A 15090-nucleotide genomic window follows, 5' to 3' on the forward strand; every position below is an offset into this window, starting at 1 on the left:
CGATAATAGCTAATTTAGATGCTTTGTCGTGTCAACTCATCTTCGTGGCCTCCCGATCATATGATGTACTTGAAAACCATTACATTAATTTTTGATCTTCAGAAATTCCCGTAAGGTAATTTCAACATGTAGAAAATTTCGGATGTGTCATTTTGAGCTATACCCTAACCTGATGTCAGCCCCCCCCCCCCAAGGCAATCCGTCAGGATAGGGTTGCTATCTCGATTACTTGACATGTACCTTGAACGGTCATAGAGTCTTTCCTGACACATCTTGTTAAGGAGCACGTTTTGCGAGGTCAACGTATCGGTTATGTCCGGGTCAGCAGTTTCGACCAGAATCCAGAGCGTCAGCTCGATCACATCCAGGTGGACAAGCAATTCATCGACAAGGCATCAGGGAAAGACACCGAGCGGCCGCAGCTCGATGCCATGCTGTCGTTCGCACGCGAGGGCGACACGGTTGTGGTGCACCGCATGGATCGGCTGGCACGCAACTTGGACGACCTGCGCCGCCTGGTGCAGCAGCTCACCAAGCGAGGCATCCGCATCGAGTTCGTCAAGGAATGCCTGACCTTCACCGGTGAGGATTCGCCGATGGCGAACCTGCTTCTGTCGGTCATGGGGGCTTTTGCGGAATTCGAGCGGGCGCTGATCCGCGAGCGGCAACGAGAGGGGATTGCGCTGGCCAAGCAGCGCGGCGCATACCGTGGTCGCAAGAAGGCGCTGGTGGACGACCAGGTTGTCGAGCTGCGCCGCCGTGCGGGCGGCGGCGAGCAGAAAGCCACGCTTGCGCGCGAGTTCGGCATCAGTCGCGAGACGCTGTATCAATACCTGAAAGTGGTACCAGTGCCTTAACCCGGTTTTCCGTTCCACTGCACCTCAAACCCCAGCCTGTACAAAAACCCAGTCACGAAAGGATTTTCCATGCGCATTTCAACCACCAGTTCCCATATCCCTTCCTTGAAAAGCGTGGCCATCGGCGCCACCGTGGCGCTCTTGAGCGGCATCGCCATCGACAGCATCGCTGCCGCCGCGCCCGGCGCATACGACAAGCAATTCCTTAGCAAGGCTGCCGACGCAGGCAGTACGGAAATTGCCGCCAGCAAAGTGGCGCAAAGCAAGAGCAGCAACGGGGACGTGAAGAAATTCGCCGATGCCATGGTGACCGAGCATACGAAAGTGGCCGACGAATTGAAACAGCTGGCCAGCAGCAAGCAGATCGAGGTCAGCGACCAGCCCGGTGCCAGGCACAAGGTACAGATCGACAAGCTGAGCCGCCTGGAAGGCAAGCAGTTTGACGCGGAATACGCGGCCAGCATCGGCGTGGCCGCGCACAGGGATGTCGTCAAGCTGTTCACCGATGCCAGCCAGAAAGCCAGCGATCCCGACATCAAGGCCTTTGCCAGCAAAAACTTGCCCGCATTGCAGCATCACCTGGAGATGGCCAATGCCCTGCACGCGGCATTGTCGAAATAGACAGCAGAAATAGTCAGCAGGACAGAAAAGTGTAATAAGCGGATAAATACTTGCTGTACGTGCTGTACGGCAAGTATTTCCCCTCCTGGCATACAATGCGGCATTATCGTTTTTGGCGACGCCATGATTCCATGCAGCTACTCAAGAAAACCGGCCTGATTTCCGCTGCCATCGTGCTCACCATCCTGCTGGCAGGCTGGCTGTTCATCAAAGTGTCCGCAGCGCGCAACGCCACCGTGTATGCCCAGCAATGGAGCGATAACGGCGTGTGCGTGATCAAGACCTACGTGCCGCACTATGGCAACGGCATGGCGCACAACATCGTGCGCGCGCTCAGCACGGCTAGCTACTTCCGCGTGTATCACAAGGATGGCAGCATGCTGGAAAGCACGGAATGGGTGCTGGACATGCATGAAGATGGCATCCTCGACCATGCCCGTTGGGCCAGTCACCGCGCCATCTACCCGACCGACATGGGCTATGAAGGCTGGACCTTGCCGCAATGCGCATGAGCGGGGTGCCGTGATATCAAAAGAGAAATAGCTGCGCGGACCGTGGAGCGACGCGCCCTGTGTGCCCATGCCCCCCACTTCCGCCATTTCCATACCTCCTCGGCGCCTGCGCCATGCACGCTGCGGTGCAGCGCGCTGCGCTGCACTGACCGCATCAGCGCGCCGATGCCATGGCGCTGGCCGCGCAAGCCAGCATCTTCTTGCCTGCTGCCACCAGCGCAGGATCGCCCTCCCCTTGCAACAGCGTGCCCACGACGCGCTGGTCGCTGACGCTGCCCTGCATGGCGGCCAGGCGCTCCACTCTTTCCAGCAGCTCGCTATTGCGCACGGTGCTGGCGGCAAAGAAACTATACAGGCCGCCGATTTCGCGCCGCTGCAGCCATTCCATCAATTTCACCAGGCGCGCCTGCTCCAGGTAGCTCAGTTCGCCCACCTTGCGGCCAGCCAGCGCGTAATAAACTTCCAGGCGCGCCATCCAGTTGCCTTGTGCGGCCGCTGCGACCAGTTCGTCCCATGCCTACCCGGCGTGCAGCACGGGTAGCGGCTGCAGCAGATAGGCCAGCACGGCTTGCTGCTGCGGCAGCGTGCCATACCTGGTGGGCGGCTGACAGGCGAAGGTGCGCACATCGTGCCCGCCTTGCCGCAAGCCGCTGGCGATATGCTTTTGTATCTGTTCGCTCACGGCCAGCAAGCGCCTGGCGTGCTCCTGCGTAGACCAGACGGCCGGCAGCTTGCCCAGCCAGGCCAATGCATCGTCATTGGCCTGGGCCGCTTGCCCGTAGGCAGCTCCCCTGGCCTGATGTTCTTTCTCGCGCTCCAGTTTCGCCGCGTCCTGCTCGATATCGTAGCGGCTGGCGCTTTGCTGCCCTTGCATGCATTGCTGCAGGGCGGTTGGCTGTTCCTGCCAGCAACGGGCCGGAACGCTGAACGCCCAGCGCATGCTAAGTGTTTCCAGGACGTACTCTTCCTCGCCGTCGGCCGGCTGGACGAATGCCTGCCCTTGCGCATTCGTCAAGCCCTTCACCAGCTGGCTGCCGCCGGCCGTGCTCCAGGTATACGGATCGTCCGTGCGCGGCACGCCGGGCACGCGGTACAGCGTCAGATAATGGGCTGGCTCGGCAGCGTGGGCCAGACCGGACAGCAGCGAGAGGGTTAATAGTACGGGTAGGGACAGCAGTTCAGCATGCACCAATGGCATCAATGGCATCAGTGCAATTCGGTATGGCAAGCGCAGTCGTGGCCGTTGGCAGCCTCGGACAGGTTTTGTAAAATGGCGCAGTCTTGCGATGGCTGTGGCTGGTCGCACTGGTGGCGCAGGGTTACCAGTTGCTGCTGCAAGGTTTGCAAGTTCGCCATTTGCTCGGCGATGCGCAAGATATGGTGGTCGAGCAATTCATTAACGCTCTGGCAACCTTCTGCGGGATTGTTCTTAAATTCCAGCAAGGCGCGGATATCGGCTAGGCCGATCTGCAGCGAGCGGCAGTGGCGGATGAATTGCAGCCGTTCCTGGTGCTCGTCCTTGTATTCGCGGTAACCGGCGCTGTTGCGCCCGGGCTCCTGCAGCAGGCCCGCCTTTTCATAGTAACGCACGGTTTCCACGTCACAATCTGTCCGTTTGGCCAGTTCTCCGATACGCATGGCATCCTCTTCTCATTCCAACATGCAAATTTTGCTTGACCCTGTAGCGGCTACAGGGTTTCTAATGGAAGCATACACGAATCCTGAAGGATGATGCGATGCCGCACGACAGCCATAACCATGCTCATGACCACACTCGCGACCACGAGCCAGCCGCCGTGCCCAAGGCCGCCAGTTGTTGTTCCAGCCAGCATGCCTGCTCCAGTGCACCTGCCGCCCATGCGGCGCCAGCCCTGCCCAGCGCGCCCATCGCCGGCGCGCAGACGGCGAAATACCGCATCGCCAACATGGATTGCCCCACGGAAGAACGCTTGATCCGCAACAAGCTGGGCAGCCTGGCGGGCGTGGTGGGCCTCGATTTCAACCTGATGAACCGCGTGCTGGACGTGCACCACACCCTGCCCTCGCTGGCCACGGTGGAAGCGGCGCTGCACGGCATCGGCATGCAAGCCGTGCCCATGGATGCGGGCGCTGCCGTCGTGCGCGATCCGAACGAAGGCAGGCTGAGCGGCATGCAGAAAGGCTTGCTGATCGTCTCCGGGCTGGCCGCGTTTGGTGCCGAAGCGCTGGCGTGGACTACGCACGCAGACAGTTCGCCACTGGTCATCGCCCTGGCCCTGCTGTCGATCGCCACGGGCGGCTGGACAACGCTGAAAAAAGGCTGGATCGCCCTGAAAAGTTTCACTCTGAACATCAATTTCCTGATGAGCCTGGCGGTCATCGGCGCCGTCGCCATCGGCCAGTGGCCCGAAGCGGCCATGGTCATTTTTCTGTTCGCCATTGCCGAACTGATCGAAGGCTTGTCGCTGAACCGCGCCCGCAACGCCGTCCACAGCCTGATGCAGCTGGCGCCCGACGTGGCCACGGTGGCCGATGCCAACGCTGCATGGCAGCAGGTACCCGTGGCGTCAGTGGCCATCGGCACCACCATGCGCGTGAAACCGGGCGAGCGCATCGCCTTGGACGGCGTCGTGCAGAGCGGCGAGTCGTCCGTCAACCAGGCGCCGATCACGGGCGAAAGCATGCCGGTCGACAAGACCGCAGGCGACGTGGTGTATGCCGGCACCATCAATGAACGGGGCGTGCTCGACATCACTGTGACAGCCAACAGCGGCAACAGCACCCTGGCCAAGATCGTCAAGGTGATCGAGGAAACGCAGGGCAAGCAGGCGCCCACGCAGCGCTTTGTCGACAATTTCGCCCGCTACTACACGCCGGCCGTGGTGGTATTTGCCATCCTGGTGGCTATCTTGCCCCCTCTGCTGCTGGGCGCGCCATTCCTGGCGTGGGTCTACAAGGCATTGGTGATGCTGGTGATCGCCTGCCCGTGCGCGCTGGTTATTTCCACGCCTGTCACCGTGGTCAGCGGCCTGACGGCGGCCGCGCGGCGCGGCATCCTCGTAAAAGGCGGACAATTCCTGGAAACGGGCTACCGCATCAAGGCCATCGCCGTCGACAAGACGGGCACCCTGACCATGGGTAAGCCAGCCGTCACGGACGTGGTGGCGCTTGCTGGCAGCAGCGGCGACGCCGTGTTGCTGCTGGCGGCCAGCCTGGACGCGCATTCCGCCCATCCGCTGGCCGCCGCCATCGTCAAGGCGGGCCCGCCCGCCAGCAGCCACTTGCCAGTCGCCCAGTTTGCCGCCCTGCACGGGCGCGGCGTGCGCGGCAGTATCGATGGCCAGACGTATTACCTGGGCAATGCGCGCCTGATGACGGATTTGAACTTGCTCAGCCCGGAACTGCAAGCCGTGCTGGCACGGCTGGAACAGCAAGCCTACACGGCCATGGTGCTGGCCACGCCAGCCGGTGCGCTGGGCGTGATCGCCGTGGCCGACGTGCTGCGCCCGACAGCCGCCGCCGCCATCACCAGACTGAACGCGCTGGGCGTGACTACCGTGATGCTGACGGGCGACAACCTGTTGACGGCGCAGCGCATTGCGCTTGACGTGGGTATCAGCCTGGTCAAGGCGGAATTGCTGCCGGAAAACAAGCTCGATGAAATCAAGGCCTTGCAGCAGCAATTTGGTGTGGTGGCCATGCTGGGCGACGGCGTCAACGACGCGCCCGCCCTGGCACAGGCGGACATCGGCTTCGCCATGGGCGCGGCCGGCAGCGACACGGCCATCGAGACGGCCGACGTGGCCCTGATGGATGATGAACTGGGCAAATTGCCCGAATTCATCCTCCTGAGCCAGCGCACGCGCACCATCCTCGTGCAAAACATCAGCTTTGCCATCGGCATCAAGGCCGTCTTCTTCGCCCTGGCCCTGGCCGGCATGGCGACTTTGTGGATGGCCGTGTTTGCCGACGTGGGTGCCAGCCTGCTGGTGGTGGCGAACGGGCTGCGGCTGCTGCGCGCCAGCAAGGCCAACTAAATCATCGCAGAAGTATTTCAAGCTGGACACTTGGTGTAAAAAACGCTACTTTGGCGGCTGACCTCAACAGCCAGCCAGGTAAGCTGATGACACCTTTGGCAATAACGCGCTACCGCCTGACACGCGTGTGTACCTTGCTGGCCATGCTGTTGCCACATGCGGCCTTGCACGCCGAACCCGCCGTGGCTGCCAGTTCCATCTGCGCCGCGCCGGACCAGGCCATCCGCGAACAAGGTTACGTGCCGATCAATGGCATCGAGCAATGGATCACGGTGGCGGGCGCTGCCTGCAGCAACCCCGTGATCCTGTTCCTGCACGGCGGCCCTGGTAATCCCTTGAGTCCGTTTGCGGACGCCCTCTACGGCCGCTGGCAGCACGATTACACCCTGGTGCAGTGGGACCAGCGCGGCGCCGGCATGACTTACACGAAACAGCGCCCGTCCGACGATGTGCCTTTGAGCGTGGCGCAAATGCGCGACGACGGCATCGCCGTAGTCAACTATTTTCGCCAGCGCCTGGGCCAGCAAAAAGTCATCCTGATGGGCAGTTCCTGGGGTTCCATCCTCGGCGTACACATGGCAAAGGCGCGCCCGGAACTGTTCCACGCGTATATCGGCACGGCACAGGTGGTCGACTCGCAGCAAAACATGGCCGATATGTACCGCCGCGTCCTTGCGCTGGCGCAAGCGGCAAGGGATGCGGCCACCGTGGAAAAACTGGCAGTGCTGGGCCCGCCGCCTTGGCGCGACCCGCGCAATTTCGGCATCCTGCGCCGCGTTGACCGCAAGTATGAAGCGCTGGCAACGGATGCGCCGCCGAAACACTGGTGGCAGCCCGCGCCGTTCTACGCCACGCCACAGGCGCTGGCCGACGCGGAAGCGGCCGATGATTACTCGTATCTCCAGTTCATCGGCATGCACGGCGATGGCATGTTCTCGACAGTCGACCTGCCCGCGCTGGGCACGCGTTTTGAGCTGCCCGTCTTCCTCGTGATGGGAGAAGAAGATCTGCTGGCTTCGCCGGCCATCGCGCGCCGCTATTTTGATAGCATCACCGCGCCGCACAAGGGTTTTACCCTGGTAAAACGGGCCGGGCATGACCCCAACCAAGCTGTGCTGGACGCCCAATGGCTGACTTTGCGCGAGCAAATAGCACCGCTGCTGCACTAAGGCGCCACAGCAACTCTGCCCGTGGTCAGGGAAGCATTTCTGGGGCGCAAGGTCCCATGGATCAGGCCGCGGCGCCCGTGGCGCGGTGGGCGCGCAGATGCAAGTGGCGGATGGTTGCCGCTGCCGTTATCAGGATGGCAGAGGCCGTGGCCAGCACGACAATGAACGCCTTGTCGAAGGCCGAACGGGCCAGTTCCGACACTTGCAAGCCCAGTTCGGCCGGCAATTGTTCGGCGGCCAGCAGTGCCGCGTCAAGCGTGTCATGTACGTCAGGCAACACGCCCACGCTTTCCGGGATCACCAGGGTGGCGCTGTAGACGGCCGACAGGATGGTGCCCAGCACGGTGACGCCGATCACTGCGCCCAGCTCGTACGACACTTCCTCGATCGAGGCGGCCATGCCCGCTTGCTGCGGCGCCACGTTCAGCATCACGGCGCTCGACGCAGCCGTCATGACGGCGCCCAGGCCCAGGCCCAGAATCACCAGGCTGGCCACTTGCGCCGAGACGGCGGCATCATGCAGCAGCAGATAGCTGGCCATGCCTATGCCGGACAGCAACAGTGAACCCCACAAGACCATGGCCTTGTCGGCGCGCGGCAGCATGAAGCCCGTCAATGGCCCCGCAAACACGGACGCCAGCGGCAGCGGCAACAGCAGCAGGCCCGCTTCCAGCGGCGACAGTTCGCGCACCAGCTGCATGTGCTGGCTCAGCGCCAGTTCCATGCCGATCAGGGCGGCCGAGGCCACCATGGCGGCAGCCACGGCGCTGGAAAACGGCAGCTCGCGGAACAGGGCGAAGTCGATCAGCGGCTTGGCCTGGCGCTTCTGGCGGCGCACGAAGGTCAGCATGAAGAAGGCGCTCACGGCGAAAGCTGCGGCGGCAATCGCATACGCTGGCGATGGCTTGCCCAGTTCCTTGATGGCATATACGCCACCGAGCAGACTCATCATGATTTGCAGCGAACCGGCCAGATCCCACGGCTTGTCGCGGTTGCCTGCCCGTTTCGGCAAGACGACGGCAGCCAGCACCACGGTCAGCAGCACGATAGGCACGTTGATCAGGAAGACTGAACCCCACCAGTAATGTTCCATCAGGAAACCGCCCAGCACGGGGCCGAAGGCGGCGCCGCCCGAGGCGATGGCGGCCCACACGCCAATGGCGAACGAACGCTCGCGGCTGTCGCTGAAGGTCAGGCGAATGATGGACAGGGTGGCCGGCATCATCAGCGCGGCGCCGATGGCCAGCAAGACGCGGGCAAAGATCAGCCATTCTGGCGCGGGCGAAAACGCGGCGCACAGCGAGGCGATGCCGAAAACGGCCAGGCCGGCAAGAAAGACAGGTTTATGGCCCAATCGGTCACCAAGGGTGCCGAGGCCGGGCAACAGACCGGAGACGACCAGCGCGTACACGTTGATGATCCACAGTTTTTGCGAGGACGATGCCTGCAAGTCGCGCGTCAGCGCGGGCAAGGCAGTGTAGAGCACGGTCATGTCGACCACGATCAGGAACAAGGCGCTGGAGACGATGGCCAGCGTCAGCCATTTTTTCATTGGATGCATAGGTAACTCATGTATTCTTTAACAACTATCGGTATGGATGAATTTGGTACTGCGCAAATATTTACGTTCCAGGCTGCCGCGGGCCTGGTTTTGTCGGGGGCAACGCTCGTCAGCCACGGTCAGCCTCCTGGTCATCGACTGCAGCGGCGGCATCCGCTGCGTCCAGTTCGCGCAGCATGACGACGGACACTTGCTTGAAGCCACGTCCCTGAAAGAATTTCTGCGCCGTCAGGTTGTGCGCGCCGCATTCGAGGAACAAACGGGCGATGCCGTGGCTGCGCAGTTCGGCTGCCACCCATTCCACCAGCAGGCTGCCGATGCCGCTGCCACGCACGGAGGGCAACAGGACCAGGTCGTCCAGCGCGGCAAACGATTTCGAGGCGCGCTGGCGCGTGTCGATGGACACGAGGGCCATGCCGACGATGGCGTCGCCAGCAGTGGCGACGGCCAGCAGGGTCGAATCGCCATGCTCCCAGTCATGCGACAGGGCGGCGCGGATTTCGCCACGGATGACCTCAGGCAAGTCCGCACGCCAGTTGCCAGGTGCATCGGCACGCTCGCCCTGCAATTCCGAATGGGAGATATAGTCGGCGCTGACGTTATCAAGATATAACTTGCACAGCGTATCTTCCTGCGTGGCATCGTGGCACCAGCTGAAGCTGATGGCGGGCGTATTGTGTTGAGCGTTTTTCATGGCGGATCTCGTGTTGTTGAATGTGAAAGTCATTTTATGTCGTCCCTGAATGGCATTCAAGTTAAAATCCATCTGTAAAACAGATAGGCTGACGTCATGCAATGGACTTTGGAACAAATGCGTTACTTCGAGGCGGCCGTCGCGGCCGGTTCTTTCTCGGGCGCGGCGCGCAGGCTGGGCCGCGCGCAATCGGTGGTCAGTACCTCGATCGGCTTGCTGGAAGCGGAATTCGGCGTGGAACTGTTCGACCGCTCGCGCCGCAGCGCCGTGCTGACGGAAGCGGGCAAGGTGATGTACCTGGAAGCGTGCGAACTGCTGCGCCAGGCCGAGCGCTTGCAGCTGCGCGCCCAATTGCTGAGCGTGGCGCCGGAGGCGCGGCTAACCCTGGCGCTGGACGAAGCCCTGCCCTACCTGGCCATCAGTACCCTGGTGAAAGAATTGGCGGCGCGCTACCCGGCGCTGGAACTGGTCATGCTCAACGCCACGGCTTCGGAAGTGGCGCAATACGTGGAGCAGCAGCAGGCGGACGTGGCCTTCCACTTCGACCGTGGCCCGATATCGCCCGTGCTGGAGCAGCAGCATATCGGCAGCGTGGCGCAGGGCGTGTTCGTCGCCAAGGGCCACCCGATGGCGCACGGCAAGGAAATCAGCCGCAACGAGCTGACCCGCTACCGCCAGCTGATCATGGATTCAGAGCTGAACCGCGAACACGCATTCAGCCCCGCCGTCTGGTTTTCCGACAGTTTTTACAGTATCGCGGAAATGGTGGCCGACGAGCTGGGCTGGGCCATCCTGCCCCTGAACATCGCCAACTACGACAACTACAAGGGCTATTTGCAGGAAGTCCCCTGCCCCGCCCTGGCCCTGTCGCGCCTGCCCGTGCGCCGGCTAGCCCTGCACGGCAAGAAACTCAGCGAAACGAGCTTGTGGCTGACGACAAGGCTGGCCGAATTGCTGTTCGATGGTCCGCGTGGGTGATGACATTCGTGTATTGCAAGAGGTTGTGGCCTCATATATACTCATATTTGAGTAATTAAGAACTCATAATATGATACCGATCTACAAGCCGCCCTTCGTAGCATTCGTAAAGAAGCAACACAATCCATTTCAATTGGTCATTGAGGATGCGGTTGAGTTTGTCTGTGAAGATCCCAGCATTGGTGAGCCCAAGACCGGGGATCTGCAAGGTATCTGTGTGTATAAATTTACACACAATCACCAGCAGTATTTAATGGCTTACCGTCCGCCTACGAACGAGGAGCTCAAGGCGGAAGGTGTGAATATAGAACTGTTACTGATTGATTTTTACCAATTGGGTTCACATGAAAACTTCTATGCAGCCCTTAAAAAATATCTAAAATGAGGTCCACCATGAGCCAAGTCACCGCTGAAGCTGTCTATAAAAATTTTACGCAACTGGGCTCCAATGAGCGTGCCAGGTTTTTTGCGTTACTTGCTTCGCCAAGTACTCAGGGGGAGAATTTTTCTCATGATCAAGTATTTGGCCACCTTGCCGAGGATGAATTTACGGCACTGGAAGCAGCTGAGTATTTAGGCGTGTCGATATCTACTTTCCGTCGCCATGTTAGCCATGGACGGATTAGAGCATCTGGTGAAGTGGGTAGAAATCAACTTTTTGCAACTAAGCATTTGAAAGCGTTCAAGCGCTCTCTTCAAGATGTCAAGGCACGCGGAATCGCTGTTGCTGCAAGTTGAGTTGTCAGCACTGCACCTATTTCCTGCCCGCGTTGGTGGTCCGTAACCAGTCTTGACCTTAGTTCCAGTGGGGCTACCATGAATACGATGCCATCGATGCACAGACAATTTAAGGAGCCATCATGGACATCAAACCCATCCGCACTGAAGAGGACTACCGCGCCGCGCTACGGGACGTCGCGTCCTTGATGTCTGCCGAGTTTGGCACGCCTGATGGTGACCGGCTCGATGTGCTGGCAACCCTCGTGGAAGCCTATGAAGCGCGCCACTTCCCCATGGAGTTGCCGAGCCCAATCGATGCCATCAAATTCAGCATGGAGCAGAAGGCCTGGCGCCAAAGGATCTGCAACCCATGATCGGGCGCTTGAATCGCGTGTATGAAATCCTCAACGGCAAGCGCCCTCTTACGCTGCCGATGATCGTGCGTTTGAATAGCGCTCTGGGCATCCCTGCCGAAGTGCTGATACGACAGGGCTTGAACGCAGCCTGACTGGCCCGGGCGACGCTGATTTCAGCATCTGCCGCACTTGATAGACCCCAAGGCGCTCATCGACTGGCGATGCCACTCATGCACTGCATCAAACAGCTGGCTTCTTCTTCGCCTTCAACAGGCTGCCGGCCGCATTCTCCTCAAAGCGTCCCGCCTCTTCTATATAGCCATGCACGGTGCCGTCGTGGCGCCAGCCGCCCTGGCGCTTGATGGCCTGGAAATCGGCACCCGCCCGGTGCGCGCTGGTGGCCATGCCCCGGCGCAGGCTGTGGCTCGACAAGTCCGGCACATAATCGAGCCCCGCCAGCTTCGCGCAGCCTTCCAGTATGGTGTTGATGCTGCTCGCGTGCAGCGCCTTCATACTCACATGCCCCCATTGATTGACGGTGCGCAAGAGCGGCCCGGCGCTGATCTGTGCTGCCGCCAGCCACGCGCGCAAGGCCGTGGCCGGGCAGCAGACGCCGTCGCCAAACGGTATCGCCTTGACGATGCCCTCGCCCAGCTGGTCCGTTTTCGAACGCGGCAAGGTGATCACCATGCCCTGCGGCTCCCAACTCACATCTTCCAGCCTTAATCCCACCAGCTCGCTACGCCGAAAACCGCCAAAAAAGCCCAGTTGTAGCAAGGCGCTGTCGCGCAAGGCCTTGATGCTGCCCAGCGCAGCCAGTGTGGCAACGATCAACTCCAGGTCTTCCAGTGGCAGTGCCTTGGCCTTCTTTTTCGGCTTGCCGTGCAGGCGGGCGATGCCAGCCAGGGTCTTGCGCACGGTGGGCGTGGACGCGGGGTCGGCAAACGCCTGATACACATGCCATTGCGACAGAGCCGTCAGGCGCAGGGCCAGGGTGCGCGCGTTCAGGCTGCCGGCGTATGCCAGCAGGTAGCGGATGACGCTGGACTCATCGGCGGGAAGTGCCCCACCCCACGCCTGAAAGTGGCGAATCGCCGAGCGGTAGGTGCGGCGCGTGTTGTCCGACGTGGCCGCCGCCAGGAAGGCCTGGTGGCGCGCGGCCAGTTCCGCATCGATCAGGGCGCCGTGGACTGGTACGGCGGGCACGGCGGTAGCGGCGGCGATTTTGGGGGCGGCGGCCCGGCGTTTCGAGAGGGGCAGATCGGGCATGGAATCGGCGAAATCACGCTTTTGTACTGGGAGGGTCGCAGGATACCACGCAAACCAAGGTCATAACACGCGATAAGCGATCTTATCGCGTCTTAATTTTCTGAAAAATTAGTAAAATTTATATCGTAATATTATTCCATATTACGTATCATGTAATACGTTACTAAATTTCGCTCATAGGTGGTTTTATGGCCCGCACCGGTATTCTGTACTCTGATGTTATGAAGGCAGCCCAAATCGTCGCTGCCGATGGGCGTAATCCCACGGTCGACAATGTGCGTGAAGCGCTGGGCAGCACGGGCAGCAAGAGCACCATCGCGCCCCTGCTGAAACGCTGGAAGGAAGAGTTCCAGGGCGTGGGCGCCGTCAAGACGGAAGCGGGCTTGCCGGCTGAGCTGATGGAAGCGATGCGCGGCGTATATGACAAGCAGCAGCGCGACGTAGCGCAGCAGCTGGAAACGGGTATGCAGCAAAACCGCGCCGAACTAGATGCGGCCACGGAAAAACTGAAAAAGACGGAAACCGAGCGCCTGAAGCTGACGGAGGTGCGCGCCGCCCTCACCCAGGAATTGCGCGCCACGCAGCACGCGCTGGCGCAACTGAAGGAAGAGCACCATTTCCGCGCCGTCACCCTGGCCACCTTGCACAGCGATAACGCGGGCTTGGCGCAGCGCCTGGCCGACCGCGGCGAGGAAATCGCCGCCCTGAACCGCCAGTTGGCGCAGGTGCGCTCGCAATTCGATCATTACCAGCAAGCGTCAGCCGCCCAGCGCAGCGAGGAACGTACGCAGGCGCAGCAGCGCGAAAGCCGGCTGGAGCAGGAAAGCGCGCAATTGCAGCAGCGGCTGCAAGGCCAGCAAGCGACCCTGGTGCAGCAAGACATGCGTTTGGCGCAGTTGCAGGCGGAACAGGCGCGCCTGTCTGCCGAGGCAGCCGCCGGCCGCGCGGCGTTGGCGACCGTGCGTCCCGAACGCGACCAGTTCGAGTTTCAATACCTGCAGGCGGCCGCATCCGCCGACGCCCTGCTGGCCAAGCTGGACACGGCCCTGCACGCGCTCGGCGACGCCAAGGTGGCGCTGGCCGCGCAAGACCGGCAGCTCGACATGCTGGCGGAAAATACAAAAACATCGCAGCACAGCGCGCAAACGCTGGCGCAGGAGCGCGACGCCTTGCTGCGTGACAACGCTGGCATGGCCGCCAGGCTGGCGCTGCTGGCCGAAACGCGGGCGCAGCGCGATAGTTGAACCTGTACTCACCCTTGACAAGAGCACGCCGCCCGCACTCCTGAGGGCCGGCAGAAAATCGTGGCATGCCATTCAAGTGACAGGCCGTTTGGCTTTGGGCGCCGTATTCGGGGCCACGGCGGCGCGTATGAGTGCCTTGAATGCCGTGGCATCGACCGTTTCGCCTGCGTGGATGTCGATGGCGCGGCGCGTATTGCCTTCCAGGCTGGCATTGAACAACGCGGCCGGGTCCGGCAAGGCGGCGCCCTTGGCAAAGGTCAGTTTCACGGCCAGCTTGTACGTTTCGCCCGTGCAAATAATGCCCGCGTGCGACCAGATGGGCACGCCGCGCCATTTGACCTCTTCCAGCACGCCCGGGTCCGCCTGGTGGATCAGTGCGCGCACCTGGCGCCTGGCCACCTGGCCGATGGCAAGCCAGCGTCGAACTGGGATTTCCAGGCCATCGCGGGGCTGGCGCCGTGCGTTCGAGCGCACGCGACCTGATTGCCTATATGCAGTCGTACATGCAAACAGCCGCTCCGGCGCAACAACTGGCCGTGCAGCCGCGCCAGGTGCTGGCCGGTGAAGGCGATGGCGACGGCGTGAAAAAGATCGGCCTGGCATGGATGCTCGACCAGGTCAAGGGCCAGCCTTTCGCCTGGCATAACGGGCAGACGGGCGGCTATGCCAGTTTTGCCGGCTACACCCTGGACGGCCAGCGGGGCGTGGTGGTACTGAGCAGTACCTCGCGCGAAGTCGATGGGCTGGGCATCGGCGTGCTACTGCCCGGCAGCCTGCCGACCGTGAAAAAGCCTGGCCCGGCACCAAAGGAAATCGCCATTGCGCCCGCTGAGCTGGCGCAGTACACGGGTCAGTATGCGCTGGCGCCTGCTTTCGTACTGAGCGTGCGCCAGGGACCCGCTGGCTTGCTGGTGGGCGCCACCGGCCAGGGCGAAGCGCCCGTGTTCGCCAGCGCGAAAGACACCTTCTTCTACAAGGTGGTCGAAGCGCAACTGGTATTCCAGCGCGACGCCCAGGGCGCCATCACTGGCGTGGTATTGCAGCAGAACGGCCAGGCCATGCCGGCCAAGCGCAAGCCATAGCCGGCATGGCC

At 61.5% G+C, this 15090-nt stretch carries 17 protein-coding genes and 1 pseudogene; 11 read left to right on the forward strand and 7 right to left on the reverse strand.

Features of this window, described 5'->3' with window-relative positions:
- The first annotated feature begins 290 nt into the window (after positions 1–290).
- The 3 genes from ACQ4W6_RS20890 (at position 291) to ACQ4W6_RS20900 (ending at position 1990) form a co-directional block, all read left to right on the forward strand.
- Positions 291–857: a recombinase family protein gene (locus ACQ4W6_RS20890; protein WP_436569093.1), complete on the forward strand. Its 567-nt coding sequence runs from the start codon at positions 291–293 to the stop codon at positions 855–857.
- Positions 858–926: 69 nt separating this feature from the next.
- Entirely contained in the window at positions 927–1478 is a 552-nt protein-coding gene (locus tag ACQ4W6_RS20895; RefSeq protein WP_436569094.1) for a DUF4142 domain-containing protein, read from the forward strand.
- A gap of 131 nt (positions 1479–1609) precedes the next feature.
- Complete coding sequence (locus tag ACQ4W6_RS20900) at positions 1610–1990, forward strand: hypothetical protein (protein WP_436569095.1); 381 nt, start codon at positions 1610–1612, stop codon at positions 1988–1990.
- 154 nt (positions 1991–2144) lie between these two features.
- Here the strand turns inward: ACQ4W6_RS20900 and ACQ4W6_RS20905 are convergent, their stop codons facing one another.
- Genes ACQ4W6_RS20905 through cadR form a run of 3 tightly spaced genes read right to left on the reverse strand, consistent with a single transcriptional unit; the run spans position 2145 to position 3628 of the window.
- Positions 2145–2465 carry a hypothetical protein gene (locus ACQ4W6_RS20905; RefSeq protein WP_436569096.1) on the reverse strand — a complete coding sequence of 107 codons (321 nt, stop codon included), beginning with the start codon at positions 2463–2465 and terminating at the stop codon, positions 2145–2147.
- Positions 2466–2507: 42 nt separating this feature from the next.
- On the reverse strand, positions 2508–3197 hold the full coding sequence (locus ACQ4W6_RS20910; protein ID WP_436569097.1) for a hypothetical protein: 690 nt from the start codon (positions 3195–3197) through the stop codon (positions 2508–2510).
- Positions 3197–3628, reverse strand: coding sequence for a Cd(II)/Pb(II)-responsive transcriptional regulator (gene cadR / locus ACQ4W6_RS20915; RefSeq protein ID WP_436569098.1), 432 nt, complete (start codon positions 3626–3628; stop codon positions 3197–3199). The genes ACQ4W6_RS20910 and cadR overlap by 1 nt, the downstream gene beginning before the upstream one ends.
- Positions 3629–3726: 98 nt before the next feature.
- On the opposite strand from cadR, the gene ACQ4W6_RS20920 reads away from it, so the two are divergent.
- Both ACQ4W6_RS20920 and ACQ4W6_RS20925 read left to right on the forward strand, forming a co-directional pair.
- On the forward strand, positions 3727–6006 hold the full coding sequence (locus ACQ4W6_RS20920) for a heavy metal translocating P-type ATPase (protein WP_436569099.1): 2280 nt from the start codon (positions 3727–3729) through the stop codon (positions 6004–6006).
- Positions 6007–6092: 86 nt separating this feature from the next.
- Positions 6093–7175 carry an alpha/beta hydrolase gene (locus ACQ4W6_RS20925; protein WP_436569100.1) on the forward strand — a complete coding sequence of 361 codons (1083 nt, stop codon included), beginning with the start codon at positions 6093–6095 and terminating at the stop codon, positions 7173–7175.
- Between the two features lie 61 nt (positions 7176–7236).
- Here ACQ4W6_RS20925 and ACQ4W6_RS20930 read toward each other — a convergent pair whose 3' ends face one another.
- Positions 7237–8727, reverse strand: coding sequence for an MFS transporter (locus ACQ4W6_RS20930; protein ID WP_436569197.1), 1491 nt, complete (start codon positions 8725–8727; stop codon positions 7237–7239).
- A gap of 118 nt (positions 8728–8845) precedes the next feature.
- Positions 8846–9430 carry a GNAT family N-acetyltransferase gene (locus ACQ4W6_RS20935; RefSeq protein WP_436569101.1) on the reverse strand — a complete coding sequence of 195 codons (585 nt, stop codon included), beginning with the start codon at positions 9428–9430 and terminating at the stop codon, positions 8846–8848.
- A gap of 96 nt (positions 9431–9526) precedes the next feature.
- Between ACQ4W6_RS20935 and ACQ4W6_RS20940 the strand changes: the two genes are divergently transcribed.
- The 4 genes and pseudogenes from ACQ4W6_RS20940 (at position 9527) to ACQ4W6_RS20955 (ending at position 11636) form a co-directional block, all read left to right on the forward strand.
- Positions 9527–10408 carry a LysR family transcriptional regulator gene (locus ACQ4W6_RS20940; protein WP_436569102.1) on the forward strand — a complete coding sequence of 294 codons (882 nt, stop codon included), beginning with the start codon at positions 9527–9529 and terminating at the stop codon, positions 10406–10408.
- A gap of 70 nt (positions 10409–10478) precedes the next feature.
- A complete protein-coding gene (locus ACQ4W6_RS20945; RefSeq protein ID WP_436569103.1) occupies positions 10479–10793 on the forward strand; it encodes a type II toxin-antitoxin system RelE/ParE family toxin in 315 nt (104 codons plus the stop codon).
- An 8-nt stretch (positions 10794–10801) separates the two neighbouring features.
- Positions 10802–11146 carry a helix-turn-helix domain-containing protein gene (locus ACQ4W6_RS20950; RefSeq protein WP_436569104.1) on the forward strand — a complete coding sequence of 115 codons (345 nt, stop codon included), beginning with the start codon at positions 10802–10804 and terminating at the stop codon, positions 11144–11146.
- 122 nt (positions 11147–11268) lie between these two features.
- A pseudogene (locus tag ACQ4W6_RS20955) lies at positions 11269–11636 on the forward strand (helix-turn-helix domain-containing protein).
- Between the two features lie 88 nt (positions 11637–11724).
- Here the strand turns inward: ACQ4W6_RS20955 and ACQ4W6_RS20960 are convergent.
- The gene (locus ACQ4W6_RS20960; protein WP_436569105.1) at positions 11725–12753 is read right to left on the reverse strand and encodes a tyrosine-type recombinase/integrase; all 1029 of its coding nucleotides are present in this window, start codon (positions 12751–12753) and stop codon (positions 11725–11727) included.
- A gap of 221 nt (positions 12754–12974) precedes the next feature.
- On the opposite strand from ACQ4W6_RS20960, the gene ACQ4W6_RS20965 reads away from it, so the two are divergent.
- Positions 12975–13997: a DNA-binding protein gene (locus ACQ4W6_RS20965; RefSeq protein WP_436569106.1), complete on the forward strand. Its 1023-nt coding sequence runs from the start codon at positions 12975–12977 to the stop codon at positions 13995–13997.
- 72 nt (positions 13998–14069) lie between these two features.
- Here the strand turns inward: ACQ4W6_RS20965 and ACQ4W6_RS20970 are convergent, their stop codons facing one another.
- A complete protein-coding gene (locus ACQ4W6_RS20970) occupies positions 14070–14429 on the reverse strand; it encodes a DUF1801 domain-containing protein (protein WP_436569198.1) in 360 nt (119 codons plus the stop codon).
- Here ACQ4W6_RS20970 and ACQ4W6_RS20975 point away from each other — a divergent pair.
- On the forward strand, positions 14372–15079 hold the full coding sequence (locus ACQ4W6_RS20975) for a serine hydrolase (protein WP_436569107.1): 708 nt from the start codon (positions 14372–14374) through the stop codon (positions 15077–15079). The two genes, ACQ4W6_RS20970 and ACQ4W6_RS20975, sit on opposite strands and share 58 nt — an antisense overlap.
- The last annotated feature ends 11 nt before the right edge of the window (positions 15080–15090 follow it).

It is taken from the genome of Janthinobacterium woesei, from assembly GCF_051380875.1.
Taxonomy (GTDB): domain Bacteria; phylum Pseudomonadota; class Gammaproteobacteria; order Burkholderiales; family Burkholderiaceae_D; genus Janthinobacterium.

What these genes read in the sequence shown, in the direction of transcription:
- ACQ4W6_RS20895 (WP_436569094.1), top strand. Translation starts at nt 927, where the DNA reads ATGCGCATTTCAACCACCAGTTCCCATATCCCTTCCTTGAAAAGCGTG.
- ACQ4W6_RS20900 (WP_436569095.1), top strand. Translation starts at nt 1,610, where the DNA reads ATGCAGCTACTCAAGAAAACCGGCCTGATTTCCGCTGCCATCGTGCTC.
- ACQ4W6_RS20905 (WP_436569096.1), bottom strand. Translation starts at nt 2,465, where the DNA reads ATGGCGCGCCTGGAAGTTTATTACGCGCTGGCTGGCCGCAAGGTGGGC.
- ACQ4W6_RS20910 (WP_436569097.1), bottom strand. Translation starts at nt 3,197, where the DNA reads ATGCCATTGATGCCATTGGTGCATGCTGAACTGCTGTCCCTACCCGTA.
- cadR (WP_436569098.1), bottom strand. Translation starts at nt 3,628, where the DNA reads ATGCGTATCGGAGAACTGGCCAAACGGACAGATTGTGACGTGGAAACC.
- ACQ4W6_RS20920 (WP_436569099.1), top strand. Translation starts at nt 3,727, where the DNA reads ATGCCGCACGACAGCCATAACCATGCTCATGACCACACTCGCGACCAC.
- ACQ4W6_RS20925 (WP_436569100.1), top strand. Translation starts at nt 6,093, where the DNA reads ATGACACCTTTGGCAATAACGCGCTACCGCCTGACACGCGTGTGTACC.
- ACQ4W6_RS20930 (WP_436569197.1), bottom strand. Translation starts at nt 8,727, where the DNA reads ATGAAAAAATGGCTGACGCTGGCCATCGTCTCCAGCGCCTTGTTCCTG.
- ACQ4W6_RS20935 (WP_436569101.1), bottom strand. Translation starts at nt 9,430, where the DNA reads ATGAAAAACGCTCAACACAATACGCCCGCCATCAGCTTCAGCTGGTGC.
- ACQ4W6_RS20940 (WP_436569102.1), top strand. Translation starts at nt 9,527, where the DNA reads ATGCAATGGACTTTGGAACAAATGCGTTACTTCGAGGCGGCCGTCGCG.
- ACQ4W6_RS20945 (WP_436569103.1), top strand. Translation starts at nt 10,479, where the DNA reads ATGATACCGATCTACAAGCCGCCCTTCGTAGCATTCGTAAAGAAGCAA.
- ACQ4W6_RS20950 (WP_436569104.1), top strand. Translation starts at nt 10,802, where the DNA reads ATGAGCCAAGTCACCGCTGAAGCTGTCTATAAAAATTTTACGCAACTG.
- ACQ4W6_RS20960 (WP_436569105.1), bottom strand. Translation starts at nt 12,753, where the DNA reads ATGCCCGATCTGCCCCTCTCGAAACGCCGGGCCGCCGCCCCCAAAATC.
- ACQ4W6_RS20965 (WP_436569106.1), top strand. Translation starts at nt 12,975, where the DNA reads ATGAAGGCAGCCCAAATCGTCGCTGCCGATGGGCGTAATCCCACGGTC.